The organism is Alistipes sp. Marseille-P5061, from assembly GCF_900290115.1.
In the GTDB taxonomy this organism is placed as follows: domain Bacteria; phylum Bacteroidota; class Bacteroidia; order Bacteroidales; family Rikenellaceae; genus Alistipes; species Alistipes excrementigallinarum.
This window is the reverse complement of the sequence record NZ_LT985750.1, coordinates 412,357-431,405: the sequence shown is the minus strand read 5'-3', so window position 1 is coordinate 431,405 and position 19,049 is coordinate 412,357. Positions and strand designations below refer to the sequence as shown.

The window sequence follows — 19,049 nt, the reverse complement described above, 5'->3', positions numbered from 1 at the left end:
AAGCCGGCCCCCCTGACGGGAAGCCGGCTTCTTTTTGTCCGGAGGTGACTCCGATTACTTGAGGTTCGGGTTCAGCTCGCCCCACTTGTCCATAGCGGGCAGCACACCCATCTCAATCACCTCGTCACGCAGCGTGCAGAGGTGCTTGTAGCTCTCCTTCAGGGCTGCATGCTCCTCGGGAGTTCCCTTTACATCCTTGTAGTGGGCGCCGTTCTTCGTAATCTCGCACTCCATGGCCATCATGATGTGGTCGAACTCGCCGTTGTGTACATAAACACCGGCAGGATAGTCGAACGGTTTGCCGCCCATGGCTGCTGCAATCATGCAAATCGAGACGTATGCCGGGCTCTGGAACGACGAGCGGCCACGCAGGTCGATGATGTGCTTGCCGCCCTGGATGACGCGCTGCTGAAGTGCGTGCCAGTCCTCAACGGGCATCTTCGTGCCGATGAGCTCCGACAGGGGCTTGCCGGCAACCATCGTCGTCGATGCGAATACGGCCATCTGCTCGCCGTGGCCGCCGTACGTACGGCAGTTCTTCACCTCGTCGGGCGAAATCTTGAAGTACTTGGCCAGCTCCGAACGCAGACGCGTCGAGTCAAGAGCGGCGAGGGTGGTCACCTGCGAGGGCTTCAGACCCGAGTAAATCAGGGTAATGAGACCCGTGATGTCGGCCGGGTTGAAGATAACGACCACGTGCTTTACATCGGGGCAGTAGGCCTTGAGGTTCTTACCGAAATCCTCGGCAATCTGAGCGTTGCCCTTGAGCAGGTCCTCACGCGTCATGCCGGCCTTGCGGGCAGCGCCGCCCGACGATACGACATAGGCAGCGCCCGTAAGAGCCTCCTTCACATCGGTCGTCCAGGTGATGTTTACACCCTCGAAGGCGCAGTGGTAGAGCTCCTCGGCAACACCTTCCAGTGCGGGACCGAAGGGGTCATAGAGGCAAATGTTCGGCGTAAGGCGCATCATCAGAGCCGTCTGTGCCATGTTCGAACCAATCATGCCGGCTGCGCCGACGATGGTCAGTTTCTCGTTCGTCAGAAATTCCATAATCGTTCTGTTTTAAAAGTTGAACACCTATTTTTTGTAAAACGTCTTTCGTTTCTCTTTTCCATCATCCCGGCCTCACGTCCCGGCCTCCGCATCGCCGGTCATTCCCGGCAGAACTTTTCGTATCGCGGCGACCCTGGCAGACCTTTCGGCAGTCCGAAGCCTGCTCCCCCGCGGGGTCCGGGAGTCTCCCCCCCTGCGGCCCGGCGCCTACTCCACCTCGCGGCGGTTCATCAGCGCATGAGCGATGGTCAGCTCGTCGACGTACTCCAGCTCGTCGCCGAAGCCGATACCCCGGGCGATGGCCGTCACCTTCAGCCCCTCGAACTGCCTGAGGCGGTTCATCAGGTAGAAGAGCGTCGTCTCGCCCTCGACCGAGGTCGAGATGGCCAGAATCACCTCCGTCACGCCGCCCCGTGCGATGCGGTCGACAAGCAGGTCGATTTTCAGGTCCGAGGGGGCGATGCCCTGCATGGGCGAAATCACGCCGCCCAGCACATGGTAGAGCCCCCGGTACTGGTGCGTGTTCTCAATCGAGAGCACGTCGGCAACCTGTTCCACGACGCAGATGGTCGAGTGGTCGCGTTCGGGGTCCGCGCAGATGGGACAAATCTCCTCGTCGGAGAGGTTGTTGCACTGCGCGCAATACTTCACGTCGTCGCGGAAGCGGTTGATGCTGCGGGTCATGTCGTGGACCGATTCGGGCTCCATGCGCAACAGGTGGATGGCCAGCCGCAACGCCGTGCGGCGCCCCACTCCGGGCAGCTTCGTCAGCTCGCCGACGACATCCTGAAGAAGTCGTGACAATGTCTTATCTCGTTCTAAACAGTTCTACATCTGCGGCCCGGGTCCAATCCTTCCGGGACCAATCCTTCCAATTCCAATTCTTCCGGGTCCGAACCTTCCGGCCCATCTCCTTCCGAATCCGAGCCTTCCGGCCCCACTCCTTCCGAATCCGAGCCTTCCGCCCAACTCCTCCCGGGTCCTCCATTCCGCCCCGGAGCCTGTATCTCCCCCCCCGGCGCTGCCGCAGGGTCAGATGACCTCGATTTTCGAGCGCTCGAGCCACCCCTTCTTGCCGTCGGCAATGACCACCTCGCACCAATCATCCAGACGGTCGGTGACGGTCACCTTGGTCCCTTCGTGGAGCACGAAGAGGTCGGTCGACGACTTGTCGGGCGAACTCTTGACGGCCGTCGACGCGGTCATCACCACGGCCTGCGTGTCGTCAAGGATTTCATGCCGCTCGCCCGCTGCAAACCACGTTGTTACGACGAAGAGCAGGAAGGCCACGAGCGTTCCGTAGAAGCCCGCCTTGCGCAGCGGCAGCCGCTGTGCCAGCAGGTAGAGCAGGAAGAGCCCCAGCGCCGCCAGCAGCGCCACAAGCGAGAGGATGCTCCACGAGGTGCACCCCATCACGTGGCGCACGGCGCGCAGCCACGAGGCGAGGAAAAACTCCGGAATCGCCTCGATGTTGTCCTTGGTCATCGCCTCGGCAACCCCCAGGTTGTAGCGGATGTCGTCGTTGCCCGGCGCCAGGCGCAGCGCGCGGTTGTAGTTGAGAATCGCCTCACCCAGCCGCTCGTCCTTGAAGCAGGCGTTGCCCAGGTTGTAGTAGAGCTTCGCCGAGCCGAGTCCGCGGGCCAGAATCTGGTTGTAGACGTCGATGGCCGTATGGAAGTCCGAGTTGATGTAGGCCGTGTTGGCCTTGTCCCACAACTGCGCCTCGGTCAGCGCCGTCTCGTTGTCCGCCGTCTGCGCCGCTGCGGCCGTTGTCACCGCATCGCCCTCGGCCCCCTCGGCGGCGGCCGTCTGCACCGTATCCGGCACGCCCGCAAGCGAGTCGGCAGGCTCCGCAGCCCGGAGCGTCACCGCCATGCCGAGCAGCGCCACCGCGCAGATTGCATATCGTTTCATCGCTTTCATCGCTCTCCGTTGTTCAGTCATACACTTGGTTTCCCGCACGCCGCTACCGTTTGATGATTGACTCAATGTGCGAAATCAGGTCCACACCCTCGGCATAGACGTCGCTCATGCGCGACGACTCGACGGGCGAATACTGCGCCTCGTCGCAGCGCGTGATGATGGCCGTGAAGCGCTGCGAGTCCTCGGCCGGCACGCCCCGCTTGTGGAGCTCCTCGCGGACGTTCTCCTTCGTGAGGCTGGCCACGGGGATGTTGAACTTGTCACCCATGTATCCCCACAGCGCCCGCAACATCTCCTCGTAGAAGGCGTGGCGGTTCTGCTCGGTCATGTAGTGCTTGGCGGCACGGAAGCGCTGCACGGCGACCTTGTTGGCGCGCCGTCCGCGCAGCAGGGCCACGTTCTGCGAGTCGCGAATCCGCTTGCGCAGCGCCACGTAGGCCATGGCGAAGAGGAGCAGAATGCCCCCCAGCAGCACCCAGTAGGCCGCGCTGAAGAGGAAGGGCGACCGCATGGGCCGCAAGCCGGCTCCGCCCAGCTTGATGAAGCGGATGTCCTGCCCCAGCAGCTTGACCTCCTCCTTCGACATGCCGCGTCCCTGCATGACCAGCGCCGCGTCGCCGCCCCCCTTGGCATCGGGGGTGATGTCGAGCGTCAGCGCCTTGGAGCGGAGCGTCACGTACTGCATCCGCTCGGGGCTGAAGTAGGAGAACTCGACCGGTTCAATGTCGTAGGTCCCTTCGGCACGCGCGATGAAGGGGTACTCGAACTGGCGGTATCCCGACGTTCCGGCCACGGAGCTCTTGAGCGATTCGGTCGTCTTGACGTTGTACTGCTCGAACGAGCCGGGCAGCGTGAGCTTGGGCGCCTGCACGAAGGTCAGGTTGCCCGTACCCGAAATCTTCACCGTATAGGTCGCGGCCGAGTTGGCGGCCAGATGCGTCTCGGGCAGCGTCGCCTCCATCGTATAGTTGCCCACCGCGCCGCTGAAGCTCTCGGGCGCACCGGCCGGCAGCTCCTTGACGTTGACCGTCACGCGCTGCGTGGCCACCTTGCGGGGCACGTTGTAGATGTCGGGGCCGCCTCCGAAGAAGGGGTCCATGTTGCGGCTGTTCTGCACGACCACCTGTGCCAGCAGCGTCAGCTCGGCCGGCTCGATGACCAGCTTGCCCGCCTGCTGGGGGTAGAGCAGGTATTCGCGCACCACCTGGGCGTTGTAGACCTTGCCGCCCAGCGTCTCGCGGCCGGCACGCGGCACGGAGTTGACGTCGAGCTCCTGGGCCCAGAATCCGTTGAACGAGGGCCAGCTTTCGCCCTGAGAACCGACGATGGGCACCCGCGTGTAGAGCTTGAAGCTCACGCGCAGCGGCTCACCCTTGTAGACCGACGTGCGCGACACCTCGGCACGCAGCAGCACGTCGTCCTTGGCCAGCTGCCCCTGAGCGGCTGTCTGACCGCTGTCCGGGGCGGCCGACTGGCCGCCGCTGCCGCCATGCTGCGCGGAGGAGCCGGAGCCCGCTTCGCGGACAATCTCCACCGGCACGGGGTCGGTCGAATAGGTCGTCCCGTCGACGGCAATCGAGGCGCTGCCGATGGTGACGTTGCCCTCGGCCTGCGGCAGCAGCACGTAGGTGATTTTGTATTCGACGGTCTTGTCCATCGAGCCGTTGACGATTGAAATCCGCTGCCCCTTCGAGACGGCCGGGCCCGCCAGCACGTCGAACCCTTCGAACGAGGGGGCCGAGAAGGTGCTTTCGTCGGGCTTGGCGTTGAGCGAGAACTCCACGCGGAAGGCCTCGCCCACGGCTACCGTCAAGGGAGCATGGGTCTCAAAAGTGACCTTCTCGGCGCCGTACGCCGAGAAGACCGCCAGCACGGTGAGTGCCGTCAAGAATATTTTCGCTAAGAATGCTCTCATCGATTCGTATAGACTCGCTTTTTGCAACTATAACGACGCCCGTGCACCGTTATTATATGCGAGCGGAGGATTTTAGTGCTTGAATTCGGCGAAAAAGTCGTTGCCCTTGTCATCCACGATGATGAAGGCGGGGAAGTTCTCGACGTAAATCTTGCGCACGGCCTCCATGCCCAGCTCGGGGAAGTCAACCACCTCAACCGACTTGATGGAGTTCTTGGCCAGGATGGCTGCCGGACCGCCGATGGAGCCCAGGTAGAAGCCGCCGTTGGCCTTGCAGGCGTCCGTCACGGCCTGCGAGCGGTTGCCCTTGGCCACCATCACCATCGAGCCGCCATGCTTCTGGAAGAGGTCCACGTAGGGGTCCATGCGGCCGGCCGTCGTGGGGCCGAACGAGCCCGAAGCCATGCCCTGCGGCGTCTTGGCCGGACCGGCATAGTAGACCGGGTGCTTCTTGAAGTACTCGGGCATGGGCTTGCCTTCATCGAGCATCTGCTTGATGCGGGCGTGGGCGATGTCGCGCGCCACGATGAGCGTACCGCGCAGGTTCAGACGCGTCTTGATGGGGTACTTGGTCAGGATGGCGCGCACCTTGTCCATGCCTTCGTCCAGGTCGATGTCCACGGCCGGCGACATGGCGGGAGCCTCCTTGGGCAGGAAGCGGGCGGGGTTCTTCTCGAGCTGCTCGAGGAAGATGCCCTCGGGGGTAATCTTCGCCTTGATGTTGCGGTCGGCCGAGCAGCTGACGCCGATGGCCACGGGGCACGATGCGGCGTGGCGCGGTGCGCGGATGACACGCACGTCGTGTACGAGGTACTTGCCGCCGAACTGGGCGCCCACGCCGCTCTCGCGGCAGATTTTCAGCACCTTCTCCTCCCACTCCAGGTCACGGAAGCAGCGGCCGCCCTCGTTGCCCGAGGTCGGAAGCTCGTCCAGATAGCCGGCCGAAGCCTTCTTGACGGTCGAGAGGCACATCTCGGCCGACGTGCCGCCGATGCAGATGGCCAGGTGGTAGGGCGGGCAGGCCGACGTACCGAGGTCGAAGATATGCTGCTTGATGAACTTGGTGAGCGACTCCTCGTTGAGCAGCGCCTTGGTCTGCTGGTAGAGGAAGGTCTTGTTGGCCGAGCCGCCGCCCTTGGTGATGAAGAGGAATTCGTACTCCATGCCGGGCTTGCCGCCGTAGATATCAATCTGTGCCGGGAGGTTCGTTCCCGAGTTCTTCTCGTCAATCATCGAGAAGGGGACCACCTGCGAATAGCGGAGGTTGCGCTCCTTGTAGGTCTCGTAGACGCCGCGGGCGATGCAGCGGGCGTCGTCGGCGCCGGTCCATACGTCCTCACCCTTGTGGGCGATGCAGATGGCCGTACCGGTATCCTGGCAGGTGGGCAGCTCGCCCTCGGCGGCCACGCACTGGTTGAGCAGCATCGTGTAGGCGACGAACTTGTCGTTGTCGGTCGCTTCGGGGTCGTCGAGGATGTTGCGCAGCTTCTGCAGGTGCGCCGAGCGCAGGTAGAACGACACGTCGCTGTAGGCGGCCTTCGAGAGCAGCTCGAGGCCCGCGGGGTCGACCTTCAGCACCTTGCGGCCGTCGCACTCGACCACTTTCACGTAATCCTTCGTCAAAAGACGGTACTCGGTTTTGTCCTCCCCGACGGGGAACGGCTCCTGATAGATGAATTCAGACATGGCTCGTTATGATTATATTGTTGTTTGCCGTTGTTGGTTGTGTAGTCCGCCGGGGGCGCGTCGCCCCCTTCGGTCACCGCAAAAATACAAAATTCTCCCGAAATACCGCAACAAAACGGGGCGGATTGTTATTTTTTTCACAAACCGGAGAAACCGGAGGGTAAAAATTCCGGCCGCTGCCCGCAAAACCCCTCGAAAAACCCCACGGCAGAGCGCTCCGGAGCACTTTCCTCCCCTTTTTCCGCCCTCCCGAGCGGAGGGCGCCGGGCCCCGCGCGGCGGCCCCGGCGCGCTCCTCCCCCACCGATATATAAATCCTCGCCTGCGAAGCGGGGCCGCACGCTCGCCGCGGGCGATTTTTTTATGCGGAGACTCCGTTTCTTAAGAATATTTATTAACTTTGTGGCGGTTTTTGAGACTAACAATTTTTTCACATAAACTCATTACTTATGGTATCGTACAAAGATTTGGGTCTGGTAAACACCCGTGAGATGTTTGCCAAGGCAATCAAAGGCGGTTACGCGATTCCTGCATTCAACTTCAACAACATGGAGCAGATGCAGGCCATCATCCAGGCTTGCGTCGAGGCTTCGTCGCCGGTGATTCTGCAGGTATCGTCGGGCGCCCGCAAGTATGCCAACCAGACGCTGCTCCGCTACATGGCGCAGGGCGCCGTGGAGTACGCCAAGGAGCTGGGCAAGAACATTCCCATCGTGCTGCACCTCGACCACGGAAACTCGTTCGAGCTCTGCAAGAGCTGCATCGAGATGGGCTTCTCGTCGGTAATGATTGACGGTTCGGCGCTTCCCTACGATGAGAACGTCGCCCTGACCAAGAAGGTGGTTGACTATGCACACCAGTTCGACGTAACGGTCGAGGGTGAGCTGGGCGTTCTGGCCGGTGTCGAGGATGAGGTCGCTTCGGAGCACTCGCACTATACCAACCCCGACGACGTGGTTGACTTCGTATCGAAGACCGGCGTTGACTCGCTGGCCATCTCGATTGGTACGTCGCACGGCGCCAACAAGTTCAAGCCCGAGCAGTGCACCCGCAACGCCGACGGCATCCTCGTTCCGCCCCCCCTGCGTTTCGACATTCTGAAGGAGATTGAGAAGCGCATCCCGGGCTTCCCCATTGTGCTCCACGGGTCGTCGTCCGTTCCGCAGGAGTATGTCCACATCATCAACACCCACGGCGGTGCGCTGAAGGATGCGGTAGGTATTCCCGAGGAGCAGCTGCGTGAGGCTGCCAAGAGCGCTGTCTGCAAGATTAACATCGACTCGGACGGCCGTCTGGCCATGACCGCTGCCATCCGCAAGATTTTCGTGGACCAGCCCGCAGAGTTCGACCCCCGCAAGTACCTGGGTCCGGCTCGCGACGAGCTGAAGAAGCTCTACAAGCACAAGTGCGAGAACGTCCTCGGTTCGGCCGGCAAGGCTTAATCGAAGCGCGCTTCGCAAACAATTTCCGGAGGCCCCGAGCGGGGTCTCCGGATTTTTTATGCCCGCGCGGCAGGGGCGGAGGCTGCCGCGGCGGGTCACACCAACGGGACGGGCGCACAAGAGGCAGGGCAAAGGGGAGGGACCAAGCCGGGAAGGCAGGCGGGAGGGTCCGCCGGAAACAGACGGGACAACGGACAACGGACAACGGACGGGCCGTGCCGGGCGTCGTGGACCCGAGTCCCGACGGAGCAGAACCGCCCACCCGGCTGGACCACCGCACCTTCACACCTTCACACCTTCACACCGCCGCACCACCGCGTATCGCCGCACTGCCCGTCCGGACGCGCATAGCCGCAGCGCCGCCCGCCGGGACGCCTCTCCGCAGTGCCCCGCTCCACGGCGCTACCGCCCGTAGCGCTCGCCGACGGTGCGCCAGTCGATGCGCTCCCAGAGGGCCTTGACGGCATCGGCGCGGCGGTTGCGGTAATCGATATAATAGGCGTGCTCCCAGACGTCGATGCAGAGCAGCGGCACCAGCCCGTCGCAGAGCGGATTGCCCGCATTGGCGCGCGCCTCGACCCGCAGGCGGCCCGAGGAGACCTTCGACAGCCAACACCACCCCGAGCCGAAGAGGCCGACGGCCGTGTCAATCATCCGCGTGCGGAGCGCCTCGAACGAGCCGAAGTCGCGCTCCACGGCTGCAAGCAGCGCCCCGTCGGGCGCCGTCTGAGGCGCGGGCGAGAGCGAACGGAAGAGGAAGGCGTGGTTCCACGCCTGGGCGGCGTTGTTGAAGAGGGGACCGTCGGCCGAGCGGACCACATCCTCGAGCGGCTGGCCGGCAAAGGGGGTGTCGAGCGACAGTTCGTTGAGTTTGGCAACGTAGGTCGCATAGTGGCGGTCGTGGTGGTAGCGCATCGTCTCCTCGGAAATCTGCGGCATCAGCGCATCGTAGCCGTAGGGCAGCTCCTCAATCTCGAAGCGGGAGCTCTTCATTGCATCGTTCGTCATGGTGTTATTCCGTTTTTGGTTTGGTCAATTATCCGTGAACTCCGCTCCGCTGACGGCCGGCAATTCGGCACATGCGGAACGGAAAGCCTCTTTTTGCGAACAAATAGGATGCCGGCGGCGTGTTTGTCGAAAATTTTTCCTATTTTTGAAGGAAAAGCCAACAAACCGTAACCTTAAAACCCATTTTTCATTATGAAACTACCCTATGCCGAGCCTTACAAAATCAAGATGACCGAGGCCATCCGCACCTCCACGCGCGAGGAGCGCGAAACCTGGATTCGCGAGGCGCACTACAACCTCTTCAAGCTGCGCGCCGACCAGGTGACCATCGACCTGCTGACCGACTCGGGCACCGGCTCGATGAGCGACCGCCAGTGGGCCGCCATGATGACCGGCGACGAGAGCTATGCGGGAGCCACCTCCTACTTCCGGCTCAAGGAGACCATCGAGCGCATCTTCGGCATGCCCTACTTCCTGCCGACGCACCAGGGCCGCGCAGCCGAGAACGTCATCTTCTCGGCGCTGCTCAAGGCGGGCGACATCGTGCCGGGCAACTCGCACTTCGACACCACGAAGGGCCACATCGAGTTCCGCAAGTGCCACGCCGTGGACTGCACCATCGACGCGGCGGCCGACACGCAGCTTGAAATCCCCTTCAAGGGCGAGATGGATACCGCCAAGCTGGAGAAGATTCTCAAGGAGAACCCCCGCGAGAAGGTTCCCTGCGTGGTGCTGACCATCACCAACAACACGGCCGGCGGACAGCCCGTATCGATGCGCAACATCCGCGAGACGGCCGAGGTGTGCCGCCGCTACGGGGTGCCCCTGCTCATCGACTCGGCCCGCTTCGCCGAGAACGCCTACTTCATCAAGACGCGCGAGGAGGGCTACGCCGACAAGAGCATCAAGGAGATTGTGCGTGAAATCTACACCTACGCCGACATCATGACCATCTCGGCCAAGAAGGACGGCGTGGTCAACATGGGCGGTTTCGTGGCGATGCGCTCCGAGGAGCTCTTCCGCTCGGCGATGATGTACAACATCATGTTCGAGGGCTATGTCACCTACGGCGGCATGTCGGGCCGCGACATGGACGCACTGGCGGTGGGTCTGGACGAGAATACCGAATTCGAGCAGCTCGACGCCCGCATCCGCCAGGTGAAGCTGCTGGGCGACCTGCTCGACGAATACGGCGTGCCCTACCAGCGTCCGGCCGGCGGCCACGCCATCTTCCTCGACGCCAAAAAGATTCTGACGCACCTGCCCAAGGAGCAGTTCATCGCCCAGACGCTGGCCATAGAGCTCTACGTCGAGGCGGGCATCCGCGGCGTGGAAATCGGCTCGATTCTGGCCGACCGCGACCCCGAGACCCACGAGAACCGCTACCCGGCCCTCGAGCTGCTGCGTCTGGCCATTCCGCGCCGCGTCTACACGGACAACCACATCCGCGTGATTGCCGCCGCCTGCCGCAACATCTACGAGCGCCGCGAGTCGATTACGACGGGCTACCGCATCACCTTCGAGGCCCCCATCCTGCGCCACTTCACCGTGGAGATGGAGAAAATCTGACGCCTCCGCGGCTCCGCCCCGGCAAATCCGGGGTCGGGTCCGAAAAACCTCTGAAAACCGACAAGGTCCGGCCACTGCGGCCGGACCTTTTTCATGCACCGTCTTCATCCCCCCTTCCCGGCCGCCGGGCCCCGGCCGCAAGCGCCGGCACGGACACCCTTCCGCCGAACGGCATACCGAACCCGGGCATCCGGTCTTGTCCGCCGCCGCTTCACTGTTCCAAAAACAGAACGGGTCCCCGGCAATCCGGGAGCCCGCTTTGTATCGTTTGCCGCGGCATCGGCCGCCGCCGGCCACGTTAAATCAGCGTCTCGAGAATCTGGACGGCATTGAGCGCCGCACCCTTGCGGATTTGGTCGCTCACGCACCAGAAGGTCAGACCGTTGTCGCAGGTGAGGTCCTTGCGGATGCGGCCCACGTAGACGGGGTCCTTGCCCGCGATGAAGAGCGGCATGGGATAGACCTTCTCCGAGGGGTTGTCCATCAGCACCACGCCCGGAGCCTCGGCAAAGGCCCGGCGCGCCTCCTCGACCGAGACGGGACGCTCGGTCTCGAGCCAGATGCTCTCCGAATGGGCCCGCATCACGGGCACACGCACGCAGGTGGCCGACACCCGCACGTCGGAGTGCATGATTTTGCGCGTCTCGTTGAACATCTTCATCTCCTCCTTCGTGTAGTCGTTCTCGGTGAAGACATCGATGTGGGGAATCACGTTATAGGCGAGCTGGAAGGCGAACTTCTCGACATGCGGCTCGCGGCCGGCCCCCAGGTCGGCATACTGCGCCACCAGCTCGTCCATGGCGGCGGCACCCGCACCGCTGGCCGACTGATAGGTCGAGACGTGGACGCGGCGGATGTGCGACAGGCGCTCGATGGCATTCAGCGCCACGACCATCTGGATGGTCGTGCAGTTGGGATTGGCGATAATCCGCCGCGGCGCATTCTTCGCATCCTCGGGGTTCACCTCGGGAACCACCAGCGGCACGTCCGCATCCATGCGGAAGGCGCTCGAGTTGTCAATCATCACCGCACCGTAGCGCGTAATGGTCTCGGCAAATTCACGCGAGGTGCCGGCCCCGGCCGAGGTGAGGGCAAAGTCCACACCCCGAAAATCGTCGTTGTGCTGCAGCAGCCGCACCGTAAGGTCGCGGCCCCGAAAGCGGTAGCTCCGCCCCGCGCTGCGCTGCGAGCCAAACAGAAGCAGCTCGTCGATGGGAAGTTCGCGCTCCTCGAGAATCCGGAGGAACTCCTGGCCAACGGCGCCGCTGGCCCCCACAATAGCAATTTTCATAACCAACCTTTATATTAAAACCTTTCTTGTTTCCAATTTGCCGCGCCGACGGGTCCGATGCGGTGCAGTGCAGTGCGGCAGCTCCGGCCCTCTCCGGCCTTCGGTGTGCGTCCCCTCCGGACCGCCACCGATCAGCAGGCACCCGGTGTGCATCCGCCCCCGACCTGCGGCCCCGGGGTCAGTTGAAGAACATCTCGTCCTCCTCCTCGTCGCCGGGCTCGCCGCCCGACGAAGAGGTGAGCTCCTCGTCGCAGTCGTAGTGGGGCATCATGGCCGGACGCACGAAGCGGTCCGTGCGGTTGATGCCCAGCCGCGGGTCGTCGTAGACCCGCTTGAGGAAGTCGCCCACGATGGGCAGCGCCACTACGCTGCCCTCACCGCGCGCCAGCAGGTGCACCGACTGGTCCTCGCCGCCTACCCACGCTCCGGCCACAATCTTCGGAGCCACGCAGACGAACCACGCGTCGCGGTTCTTGTTCGAGGTACCGGTCTTGCCGCCCAGCTCGACGCCGTCGAGGCCGAACTGCCACTTCAGACGCCCAGCCGTACCGCCGTTGACCACCCCCTGGAGCATCGTCAGCATCGTATAGGCCGTACGCTCGCTGATGGCATCCTGCGACTGGGGGATGAAGCTGGCAATGAGGTTGCCCTGCCGGTCCTCGATGCGCGTGACGAAAATCGGGTCCGTATGGACGCCCTCGTTGGCAAAGGTGGCAAAGGCGCTCGTCAGTTCGTAGACGTTCGACTCCGAGGGGCCGAGGCAGAGCGCCGGCACGGGGTCGATGTAGCTGCGGATGCCCATGTTGTGGATGAAGTCGGCGACGGCGGCCGGCTGCTTGGCCTGCTTCATAATCCAGGCCGAGTAGTTGTTGCGGCTGTGGGCCAGACCCCAGCTCAGCGGGTGCATCTCGCCCAGCTGCTCGACGCGGCCCGCCTCCTTGGGCGACCAGGCCGTGCCGTTGGCCGTCTCGATGGTCACCGGAAGGTTGGGCACCGGCGTGCAGGGGCTCAGCCCCAGGTGGTCGATGGCGAAGGTGTAGACGAAGGGCTTGATGGTCGAGCCAATCTGCCGCTTGCCCTGCTTGGCCATGTCGTACTTGAAGTAGCGGAAGTTGGGGCCGCCCACATAGGCCTTGATGAAGCCCGTGCGCGGCTCGACGGCCACGAAGGCGGCACGCATGATGCGCTTGTGGTGGAGAATCGAATCGCGCGGCGTCATCACCGTGTCGCGGTCGCCCTTGTAGGTGAAGACCTTCATCGCGCAGGGCTTGTCGAAGCTGGCCAGCACCTCGCGCTCGCTCACCCCGGCGTCGCGCATCTCGCGGTAGCGGTCCGAGTAGCGTATGGCCTGGCGCATGATGCGCTCGCGCTCCTCGCGGTCGGCATCGACGAAGAGCACCTTCGTGCGGCGGTACTGCGCATCCATCTTGGGCTGAATCTCCTGCTCCATCTGCCGCTGCACGGCCTGCTCGGCGTAGGCCTGCATGACGGAGTTGATGGTGGTGTAGATTTTCAGACCGTCGCGGTAGATGTTGTAGGGCGTGCCGTCGGCCTTGCGGTTCTTCAGGCACCAGCCGTAGATGGGGTTCTGCTCATACTCCTTGCGGGCCACCTCGTAGTCCCACTCGTTGTAGAACTGGTTGCGGCGGGGCGGCTCGGCGTTCATCACCAGACGAAGCATCTCGCGGAAGTAGGTCGCGGCCCCCTCGTTGTGCGAGACGGGCTTGTAGTTGAGCACGATGGGCAGCGCCGAGAGCGAATCGGCCTGGGCGCGCGTCAGCGCCCCGGCCTGCTGCATGCGTGTGAGGACCAGGTTGCGGCGCGCCAGAGCGCTCTCGGGATTGCGCACCGGCGAGTAGCGCGTCGGGGCGTTGACCACCCCCACCAGCACGGCGGCCTCCTGCACGTTCAGTTCGTGGGGCTCCTTGTTGAAGAAGGTATGGGCCGCCGACTTGATGCCGTAGGCGTTCGAGCCGTAGGCCACCGTATTGAGGTACATGGCGGCAATCTCCTCCTTCGTGTAGTTGTATTCGAGCTTGAGGGCCGTAATCCACTCCTTGAGCTTCGAGACGACGAGCTTCGACGTGCGGGCGATTTTGCCGCGGTGGCGCGCCGTGTCGCGCGGGAAGAGGTTCTTGGCCAGCTGCTGCGTGATGGTCGAGCCGCCGCCCTGCGAGGTGTTCTGCAGCAGCACGGTCTTCACCGCAACGCGGGCCAGCGAAGGGATGTCGATGCCCGAGTGGCTGCGGAAGCGGGCGTCCTCGGTGGCGATGAGCGCCGCCACGACGGGGGGCACCTCATGGCCGCCCAGCCGGATGTGGAGCGTCGAGTCGGCCGGATAGAGCTCGTCGTACTGGACGTAGGAGCGGTTCTGGACGAAGAAGGTGCCGAGCACCTTGCCGTCTTCGGAGTAGATTTCCGTCGCCAGGTTGCTCTTGGGGTTCTCCAGCTCCTCGAACGACGGCAGCCGTCCGAAGAGGCCCGTCGCCGTCAGCAGCAGCAGGAAGACCAGCAGCGCCACGGGTGCGAAGGCAATAATCCAGAGCCAGCGGATGAGCCGGGGTGAAGCCTTGATGAACCGGGAGCGGGCTCCCGCCTTATTGTTTTGTGTCATGGGACCGAATTTTGCGGTAAAGGTACGAATTTTTCTCAGAAGGGAAGCCCCAATGCGGCAGTAATCCACACGCCGCCCGTACTGGGGCGGTAGCACGAGAGCTTGACGGTCGAGGTGGCCGAGGCCGGCATGCGGAAGAGGTTGACGTCGAAAATCAGGTCACCGCCCACCGACCAGATGCGCCGGCGCGTCGCGGCACCGGGGTAAATCTGCCCCTCGCCCTCGGGGGGCGCAGCGCGGTAGCGCCACGGCTCGGTGGTGAGGAACTGCGCGTAGTCGCCCCCCACGTTGAGCCGTATGCGCTTGAAGTAGAGCACCGAACCGATGCCCCCTTCGGGATAGCAGAGCGGGAACTGGTAGTCGACGGCCGCGGCAAAGTAGTCGTTCGAGACGATGTCGGCCGACGTGAAGCCGCGCGGCACGAGGCGCGTCGAGCGGTAGCTCAGCGGCGCATAGCCCGACGGGAACTTGTAGCCGCCGACCGAGGTCTGGTACGTGGCGGCCACCGTCAGCGAGTTGTGGGGCAGGAATCCGGGGGTGTAGAGCTTGACGTAGCCCGAGAGCAGGTCGCTGAAGTGGCGGTCCGAGGGGTTGAACGTATAGCCGGCGCTCACCGTATAGCCCCACGGCGAGACGAAGTCGCGGTGGGCCAGCCGCGTGAGGTCGGAGTAGCCCACCGAGAAGGAGAGGCTGTGGAGCCCCTCGCGGAAGCCGATGTGCTCGATATTGGTGATGGAGCCCGTCTCCTCGTCCCAGCGGATGTTGCCCACGTTGGCCACCATGCCGTTCGAGAAGTTCCACCCCGTGGCGACGGAGAACTGCCGCGTATGGTAGCCGCGCTGGAGGTAGAGGGGCAGCGTCGCCGTGAGCCCCACCGAGTAGTACTTGTCGGGGCTGGGCGTGCGCTGTCCGCCCAGACCGTAGAACATCTGGTTGCCGCCGTAGGCGGCATCGAGGTCGAAGCGCACGCCCAGCCCGAAGTAGCGGACGCCCAGCCGGAAGAGCGACCCCTCGGAGCGGTTCCAGCCGTAGGAGAAGAAGCCTTCGGTGTTCGAGAGCAGGTTCTGCGAGACAAGCGTCACGCCCAGATTGAGGCTGATGTTCTTCTCGTCGGCCACCTCGAAGGGGTCGAACGCCGCGGGCATCCAGCTGTGGACGTTGACCAGGTTGGGAAGCTTCGGATAGCGCTTGGTGCGGAACTTCGGCTCCGCGGCCAGCGAGTCGGTATAGACGAAGTGCACCGTGTCGAGGTTGACGACGCCCCACGAGCGGCGCGGCGGGTTGACGAGGTTGAGCGGCAGCCGTGCCGGCTCGACGCGGCAGGCGAGGCTGTCGGCCGCCTGGCGCGTGAGGCGGTATCCGAGCCGGTCGTAGGTGGTCATCAGCACCTCGCCGCCGGCGGGCATCGGCTCGAAGGAGCCGTACTTCGAGGTCGAGAGGCGGTACTCGGTGCCGCGCTCCAGGTCGAAGCAGTGGACCTCGTCGCGTCCCGACTGGATGGAGCCGAACCAGAGGCGGCCGCCGCCGGCCCGCAGGTCGCTCAGCGTGATGTAGGCTCCGCGCGTGAGGGGCTCGAGCCCCCCGGCACCGATGCGTCCGAGCCACATGCCCGAGTCGTCGGTCACCAGCACGTAGAGCGCCCGCGTAAGGTCATCCCACGCCAGTCCGTGAATCTCGGTGAGCCCCTCCATGGCGAAGCGCTCCTCGCGCTCCCCGCGGCGGAGCACCACCGTGTAGCGGCCGTCGGGGTTGTATTCGACCCACGCCAGCGCATCGTCGCCCGCACCGGTGGGATAGAGCACGTTGCGCCGCCCGGCGAAGGTGCGCGGACGGCCGTCGGCGAGGTTCATGTAGCAGAGCTGCGAGTTGACCCGCTGCTCGAAGAGCTTCGAGCGCCGGTATTCGGTCCACCAGACCCGCCCGCCCGCAAGGGCCGGACGCGTCGAGACCGACCCGACGTAGCAGACCGTGCGTTCCTCGCCCGTACGGGTATCGACCCGCACGAAGCGGGCCGGGCGGTCGAAATCCTCCTTGAGCGCCAGCACGACCGTGTCGCCCAGCGGCAGCGGCCAGCGGTAGGTGGTGTGATTGCCCTCGGGCAGCCGGACGAGCGACTGCGCGCTGTCGTCCTGCGCGGGAAGCGAATCCCAGTGGTGGCGCAAATCGTCGAAGGTCTCGCGGAAGAGGCGCGAGACGTTCGTGTCGTAGTACTTGCCCAGCGCCACGCGCGTGATGGCGAAGACGTAGGGGTTGCGCGAGCCGTAGCGCGCCACGTTGTTCCACACCTCGGGACCGTAGCGCTCGCAGGCGTAGGAGCAGAGCTGGTAGCCCAGCTCGTAGTGGTCGGGTATGTAGTCGCGGTAGGAGCCGCAGAACCACTTGTCGATGTTGCGCCGCCCGTCGCCCACGCGCTCCATGGCGCGGTAGGCCAGCGTGAAGGAGGGCTGCAGTCCGCGCCCGAACGACGACATCTGCGTCTCGGACATCACGGCGTCGCCCTCCATCGCCCAGAAGGGCATGCAGAGCAGGCCGATGGTCGACCCCTGCTGCCCGAGCAGGTAGCTCAGCGCGCGGATGACGCCCCGGTCGAGGTTGTTGTACTGCACGGCGTGGCGGTACTCGTGGGCCACGAGCTGCTTGAGCCACGGCATCGAGTAGCCGTCGATGGCCGGCGAGGAGAGGAACTCGACGCGCTTGGGGAGGTACATCACCAGTCCGTTCGACTGGAAGTTCTCGGGGTGGATGACAAAGGGAATCCGCATCGGGCCGTGGGTGAAGCCGTAGGAGATGTCGGGCTGCACCGTACGGATGTAGAAGAGCGTATGGCGGGCGATGTTGGCCGCCGTGTCGGGATAGATGACCCGCACGTCGCGCGAGCGCATCGTGCTCCACTTCAGCCCGACGGGGTCCGAGCCCCACGTGTAGTACTGGGCCGAGGCGCGGTGCACACAGCAGAGGGCGCCGACAAGCAGCAGTATGGCCACCAGCCGTTTCACTTCCCGCCCGCCTTTTTGCACCGGTATCCGTTCTGCAGCAGGATTTCGACCACGCGGTCGCGGTGGTCACCCTGGATGATGATTTCGCCCTCCTTGGCCGAGCCGCCGACACCGCAGCGGCTCTTGAGCAGGCGGGCCAGCTCGCCGAGGTCGGCCTGCGTGCCGACGAAGCCCCGCACGAGGGTCACCTGCTTGCCGCCCCGCTGCTTGCGGTCGAGCCATACGCGCAGCTCCTGCTGCGCGGGGGGAAGCGTTGCGGGCTCCTCTTCGCGGGCCGTTTCGAAGTGATAGTCGGGGTCGGTCGAGTAGACCATCCCGAGCCGGGCTTTCCAGTCGTTGTCTGCCATGGTGGAATCGGGGTCGGAAAAATTGCTCCGAACGTAGCAATCTAACGTCGGAGGGGGTGTTATATTTTGCGCAAAAATACGAAAATTATTATCTTTGTTTGCGTATGGCTACCAACTTCAGCGAAAAACTGCGCCGGTGGAACCCCTTTGCGCGCCCGGCGACGCTCGAGGAGCTGCCGCGGCCCCTGCCGCCGGCCGACCCCGCGCAACGGCTGGTCCACGTCTATGTCGAGGGCTACGAGGACGTGGCCTTCTGGCGCGGCGTCTTCGACCACTTCCAGAACCCCTACCTCCGGTTTGAAATCTCGGTGCCCAACCGCGCCGACCTGCCCAAGGGCAAGAAGGTGCTCATGAGCATGATTCCCCGCTCGTCGGAGGAGATGCTGCTCTGCGTCGATTCGGACTTCGACTACCTCTTCGACCAGGCCACCGAGCAGTCGCGCGAGGTCAACGGCTCGACCTTCATGTTCCACACCTACGCCTACGCCACCGAGAACTACCTCTGCTACGCCCCCTCGCTGCACAACGTCTGCGTCAAGGCGACCAAGAACGACACCCACATCTTCGACTTCGTGCGCTTCATGCACGAATACTCGTGCGCCATCTACCCCGCCTTCCTCTGGTACGCCTACTCGGCGCGCCTCTCGTCCGAGGGGGTCTTCACGCTGGCCGACTTCAAGTCGACGGTGCGCATCGGCTACCTCGACATGGAGGAGAACGGCGCCAACACGCTGGCCTGGGTGCGGCGCAACGTCGAGAAGCGCGAGCGGCACCTGCGCGGCCGCAACCCGCGGATGGTCGAGCCGATGAAGGAGTTCGAGGAGCAGCTCCGCGCACGGGGGCTCCGACCCGAGAACACCTACCTCTTCATGCACGGCCACACGCTCATGGACAACGTGGTGCTCGTGCTGCTCAACACCGTCTGCGAGAAGCTGCGCCAGATGTCGGTGGCCAAAATCACCTCGTCGGACAAGAAGGGGGTGGCCCTGAAGAACGAGATGTCGAACTACACCAACTCGCTGCGGTCGATTCGCGACGTGCTGCTCGACAACGAGAACTATACGCGCTGCCCGCTCTACAAGCGGCTGCACAACGACATCGAGCGCTACCTCGAGCACACCATCTGGGAGATGAAGCGCCGCGGCGAGCTGCCCGAGGATTCGGTGCTCACCATCGCGCGCAACCTCAAGCAGAAGTAGCCGC

General features: G+C 63.9%; 13 protein-coding genes. 3 read left to right on the top strand and 10 right to left on the bottom strand.

Annotated features, from left to right (window positions below):
• Window positions 1-54: 54 nt before the first annotated feature.
• From C8267_RS08825 to C8267_RS08805, 5 genes are all read right to left on the bottom strand, one after another.
• Entirely contained in the window at window positions 55-1,053 is a 999-nt protein-coding gene (locus tag C8267_RS08825) for a malate dehydrogenase (RefSeq protein ID WP_087360076.1), read from the bottom strand.
• A gap of 210 nt (window positions 1,054-1,263) precedes the next feature.
• Complete coding sequence (gene recR / locus C8267_RS08820) at window positions 1,264-1,860, bottom strand: recombination mediator RecR (RefSeq protein WP_106634362.1); 597 nt, start codon at window positions 1,858-1,860, stop codon at window positions 1,264-1,266.
• Window positions 1,861-2,088: 228 nt separating this feature from the next.
• On the bottom strand, window positions 2,089-2,970 hold the full coding sequence (locus C8267_RS08815; protein ID WP_106634432.1) for a tetratricopeptide repeat protein: 882 nt from the start codon (window positions 2,968-2,970) through the stop codon (window positions 2,089-2,091).
• 52 nt (window positions 2,971-3,022) lie between these two features.
• Window positions 3,023-4,867: a BatD family protein gene (locus tag C8267_RS08810; protein WP_442778178.1), complete on the bottom strand. Its 1,845-nt coding sequence runs from the start codon at window positions 4,865-4,867 to the stop codon at window positions 3,023-3,025.
• 99 nt (window positions 4,868-4,966) lie between these two features.
• The gene (locus C8267_RS08805) at window positions 4,967-6,580 is read right to left on the bottom strand and encodes a fumarate hydratase (RefSeq protein ID WP_087360064.1); all 1,614 of its coding nucleotides are present in this window, start codon (window positions 6,578-6,580) and stop codon (window positions 4,967-4,969) included.
• A gap of 448 nt (window positions 6,581-7,028) precedes the next feature.
• On the opposite strand from C8267_RS08805, the gene C8267_RS08800 reads away from it, so the two are divergent.
• The gene (locus C8267_RS08800) at window positions 7,029-8,021 is read left to right on the top strand and encodes a class II fructose-bisphosphate aldolase (protein ID WP_087360061.1); all 993 of its coding nucleotides are present in this window, start codon (window positions 7,029-7,031) and stop codon (window positions 8,019-8,021) included.
• Between the two features lie 402 nt (window positions 8,022-8,423).
• On the opposite strand, the gene C8267_RS08795 is transcribed toward C8267_RS08800, so the two are convergent.
• Window positions 8,424-9,029, bottom strand: a complete 606-nt coding sequence (locus C8267_RS08795) for a superoxide dismutase (protein ID WP_106634361.1) — start codon at window positions 9,027-9,029, stop codon at window positions 8,424-8,426.
• A 192-nt stretch (window positions 9,030-9,221) separates the two neighbouring features.
• Between C8267_RS08795 and C8267_RS08790 the strand changes: the two genes are divergently transcribed.
• The gene (locus C8267_RS08790) at window positions 9,222-10,598 is read left to right on the top strand and encodes a tryptophanase (RefSeq protein ID WP_106634360.1); all 1,377 of its coding nucleotides are present in this window, start codon (window positions 9,222-9,224) and stop codon (window positions 10,596-10,598) included.
• 298 nt (window positions 10,599-10,896) lie between these two features.
• On the opposite strand, the gene C8267_RS08785 is transcribed toward C8267_RS08790, so the two are convergent.
• The 4 genes from C8267_RS08785 to C8267_RS08770 form a co-directional block, all read right to left on the bottom strand.
• Window positions 10,897-11,889 (bottom strand): aspartate-semialdehyde dehydrogenase, encoded by a 993-nt coding sequence (locus C8267_RS08785; protein WP_087360055.1) that lies wholly within the window; start codon window positions 11,887-11,889, stop codon window positions 10,897-10,899.
• 178 nt (window positions 11,890-12,067) lie between these two features.
• Window positions 12,068-14,503: a transglycosylase domain-containing protein gene (locus tag C8267_RS08780; protein WP_106634359.1), complete on the bottom strand. Its 2,436-nt coding sequence runs from the start codon at window positions 14,501-14,503 to the stop codon at window positions 12,068-12,070.
• A 35-nt stretch (window positions 14,504-14,538) separates the two neighbouring features.
• Window positions 14,539-17,499, bottom strand: coding sequence for a hypothetical protein (locus C8267_RS08775; RefSeq protein WP_106634358.1), 2,961 nt, complete (start codon window positions 17,497-17,499; stop codon window positions 14,539-14,541).
• Window positions 17,496-17,846 carry a translation initiation factor gene (locus tag C8267_RS08770; RefSeq protein ID WP_087360046.1) on the bottom strand — a complete coding sequence of 117 codons (351 nt, stop codon included), beginning with the start codon at window positions 17,844-17,846 and terminating at the stop codon, window positions 17,496-17,498. Before C8267_RS08770 ends, C8267_RS08775 begins: the two co-directional genes overlap by 4 nt.
• A gap of 104 nt (window positions 17,847-17,950) precedes the next feature.
• On the opposite strand from C8267_RS08770, the gene C8267_RS08765 reads away from it, so the two are divergent.
• Complete coding sequence (locus tag C8267_RS08765; protein WP_087360043.1) at window positions 17,951-19,045, top strand: DUF4435 domain-containing protein; 1,095 nt, start codon at window positions 17,951-17,953, stop codon at window positions 19,043-19,045.
• The last annotated feature ends 4 nt before the right edge of the window (window positions 19,046-19,049 follow it).

Bases quoted from the DNA above. Each gene is read 5' to 3' on its own strand.
- C8267_RS08825 (WP_087360076.1), bottom strand. From the start codon at position 1,053: ATGGAATTTCTGACGAACGAGAAACTGACCATCGTCGGCGCAGCCGGC.
- C8267_RS08780 (WP_106634359.1), bottom strand. From the start codon at position 14,503: ATGACACAAAACAATAAGGCGGGAGCCCGCTCCCGGTTCATCAAGGCT.
- C8267_RS08800 (WP_087360061.1), top strand. From the start codon at position 7,029: ATGGTATCGTACAAAGATTTGGGTCTGGTAAACACCCGTGAGATGTTT.
- C8267_RS08795 (WP_106634361.1), bottom strand. From the start codon at position 9,029: ATGACGAACGATGCAATGAAGAGCTCCCGCTTCGAGATTGAGGAGCTG.
- C8267_RS08765 (WP_087360043.1), top strand. From the start codon at position 17,951: ATGGCTACCAACTTCAGCGAAAAACTGCGCCGGTGGAACCCCTTTGCG.
- C8267_RS08815 (WP_106634432.1), bottom strand. From the start codon at position 2,970: ATGAAACGATATGCAATCTGCGCGGTGGCGCTGCTCGGCATGGCGGTG.
- C8267_RS08785 (WP_087360055.1), bottom strand. From the start codon at position 11,889: ATGAAAATTGCTATTGTGGGGGCCAGCGGCGCCGTTGGCCAGGAGTTC.
- C8267_RS08770 (WP_087360046.1), bottom strand. From the start codon at position 17,846: ATGGCAGACAACGACTGGAAAGCCCGGCTCGGGATGGTCTACTCGACC.
- C8267_RS08805 (WP_087360064.1), bottom strand. From the start codon at position 6,580: ATGTCTGAATTCATCTATCAGGAGCCGTTCCCCGTCGGGGAGGACAAA.
- C8267_RS08790 (WP_106634360.1), top strand. From the start codon at position 9,222: ATGAAACTACCCTATGCCGAGCCTTACAAAATCAAGATGACCGAGGCC.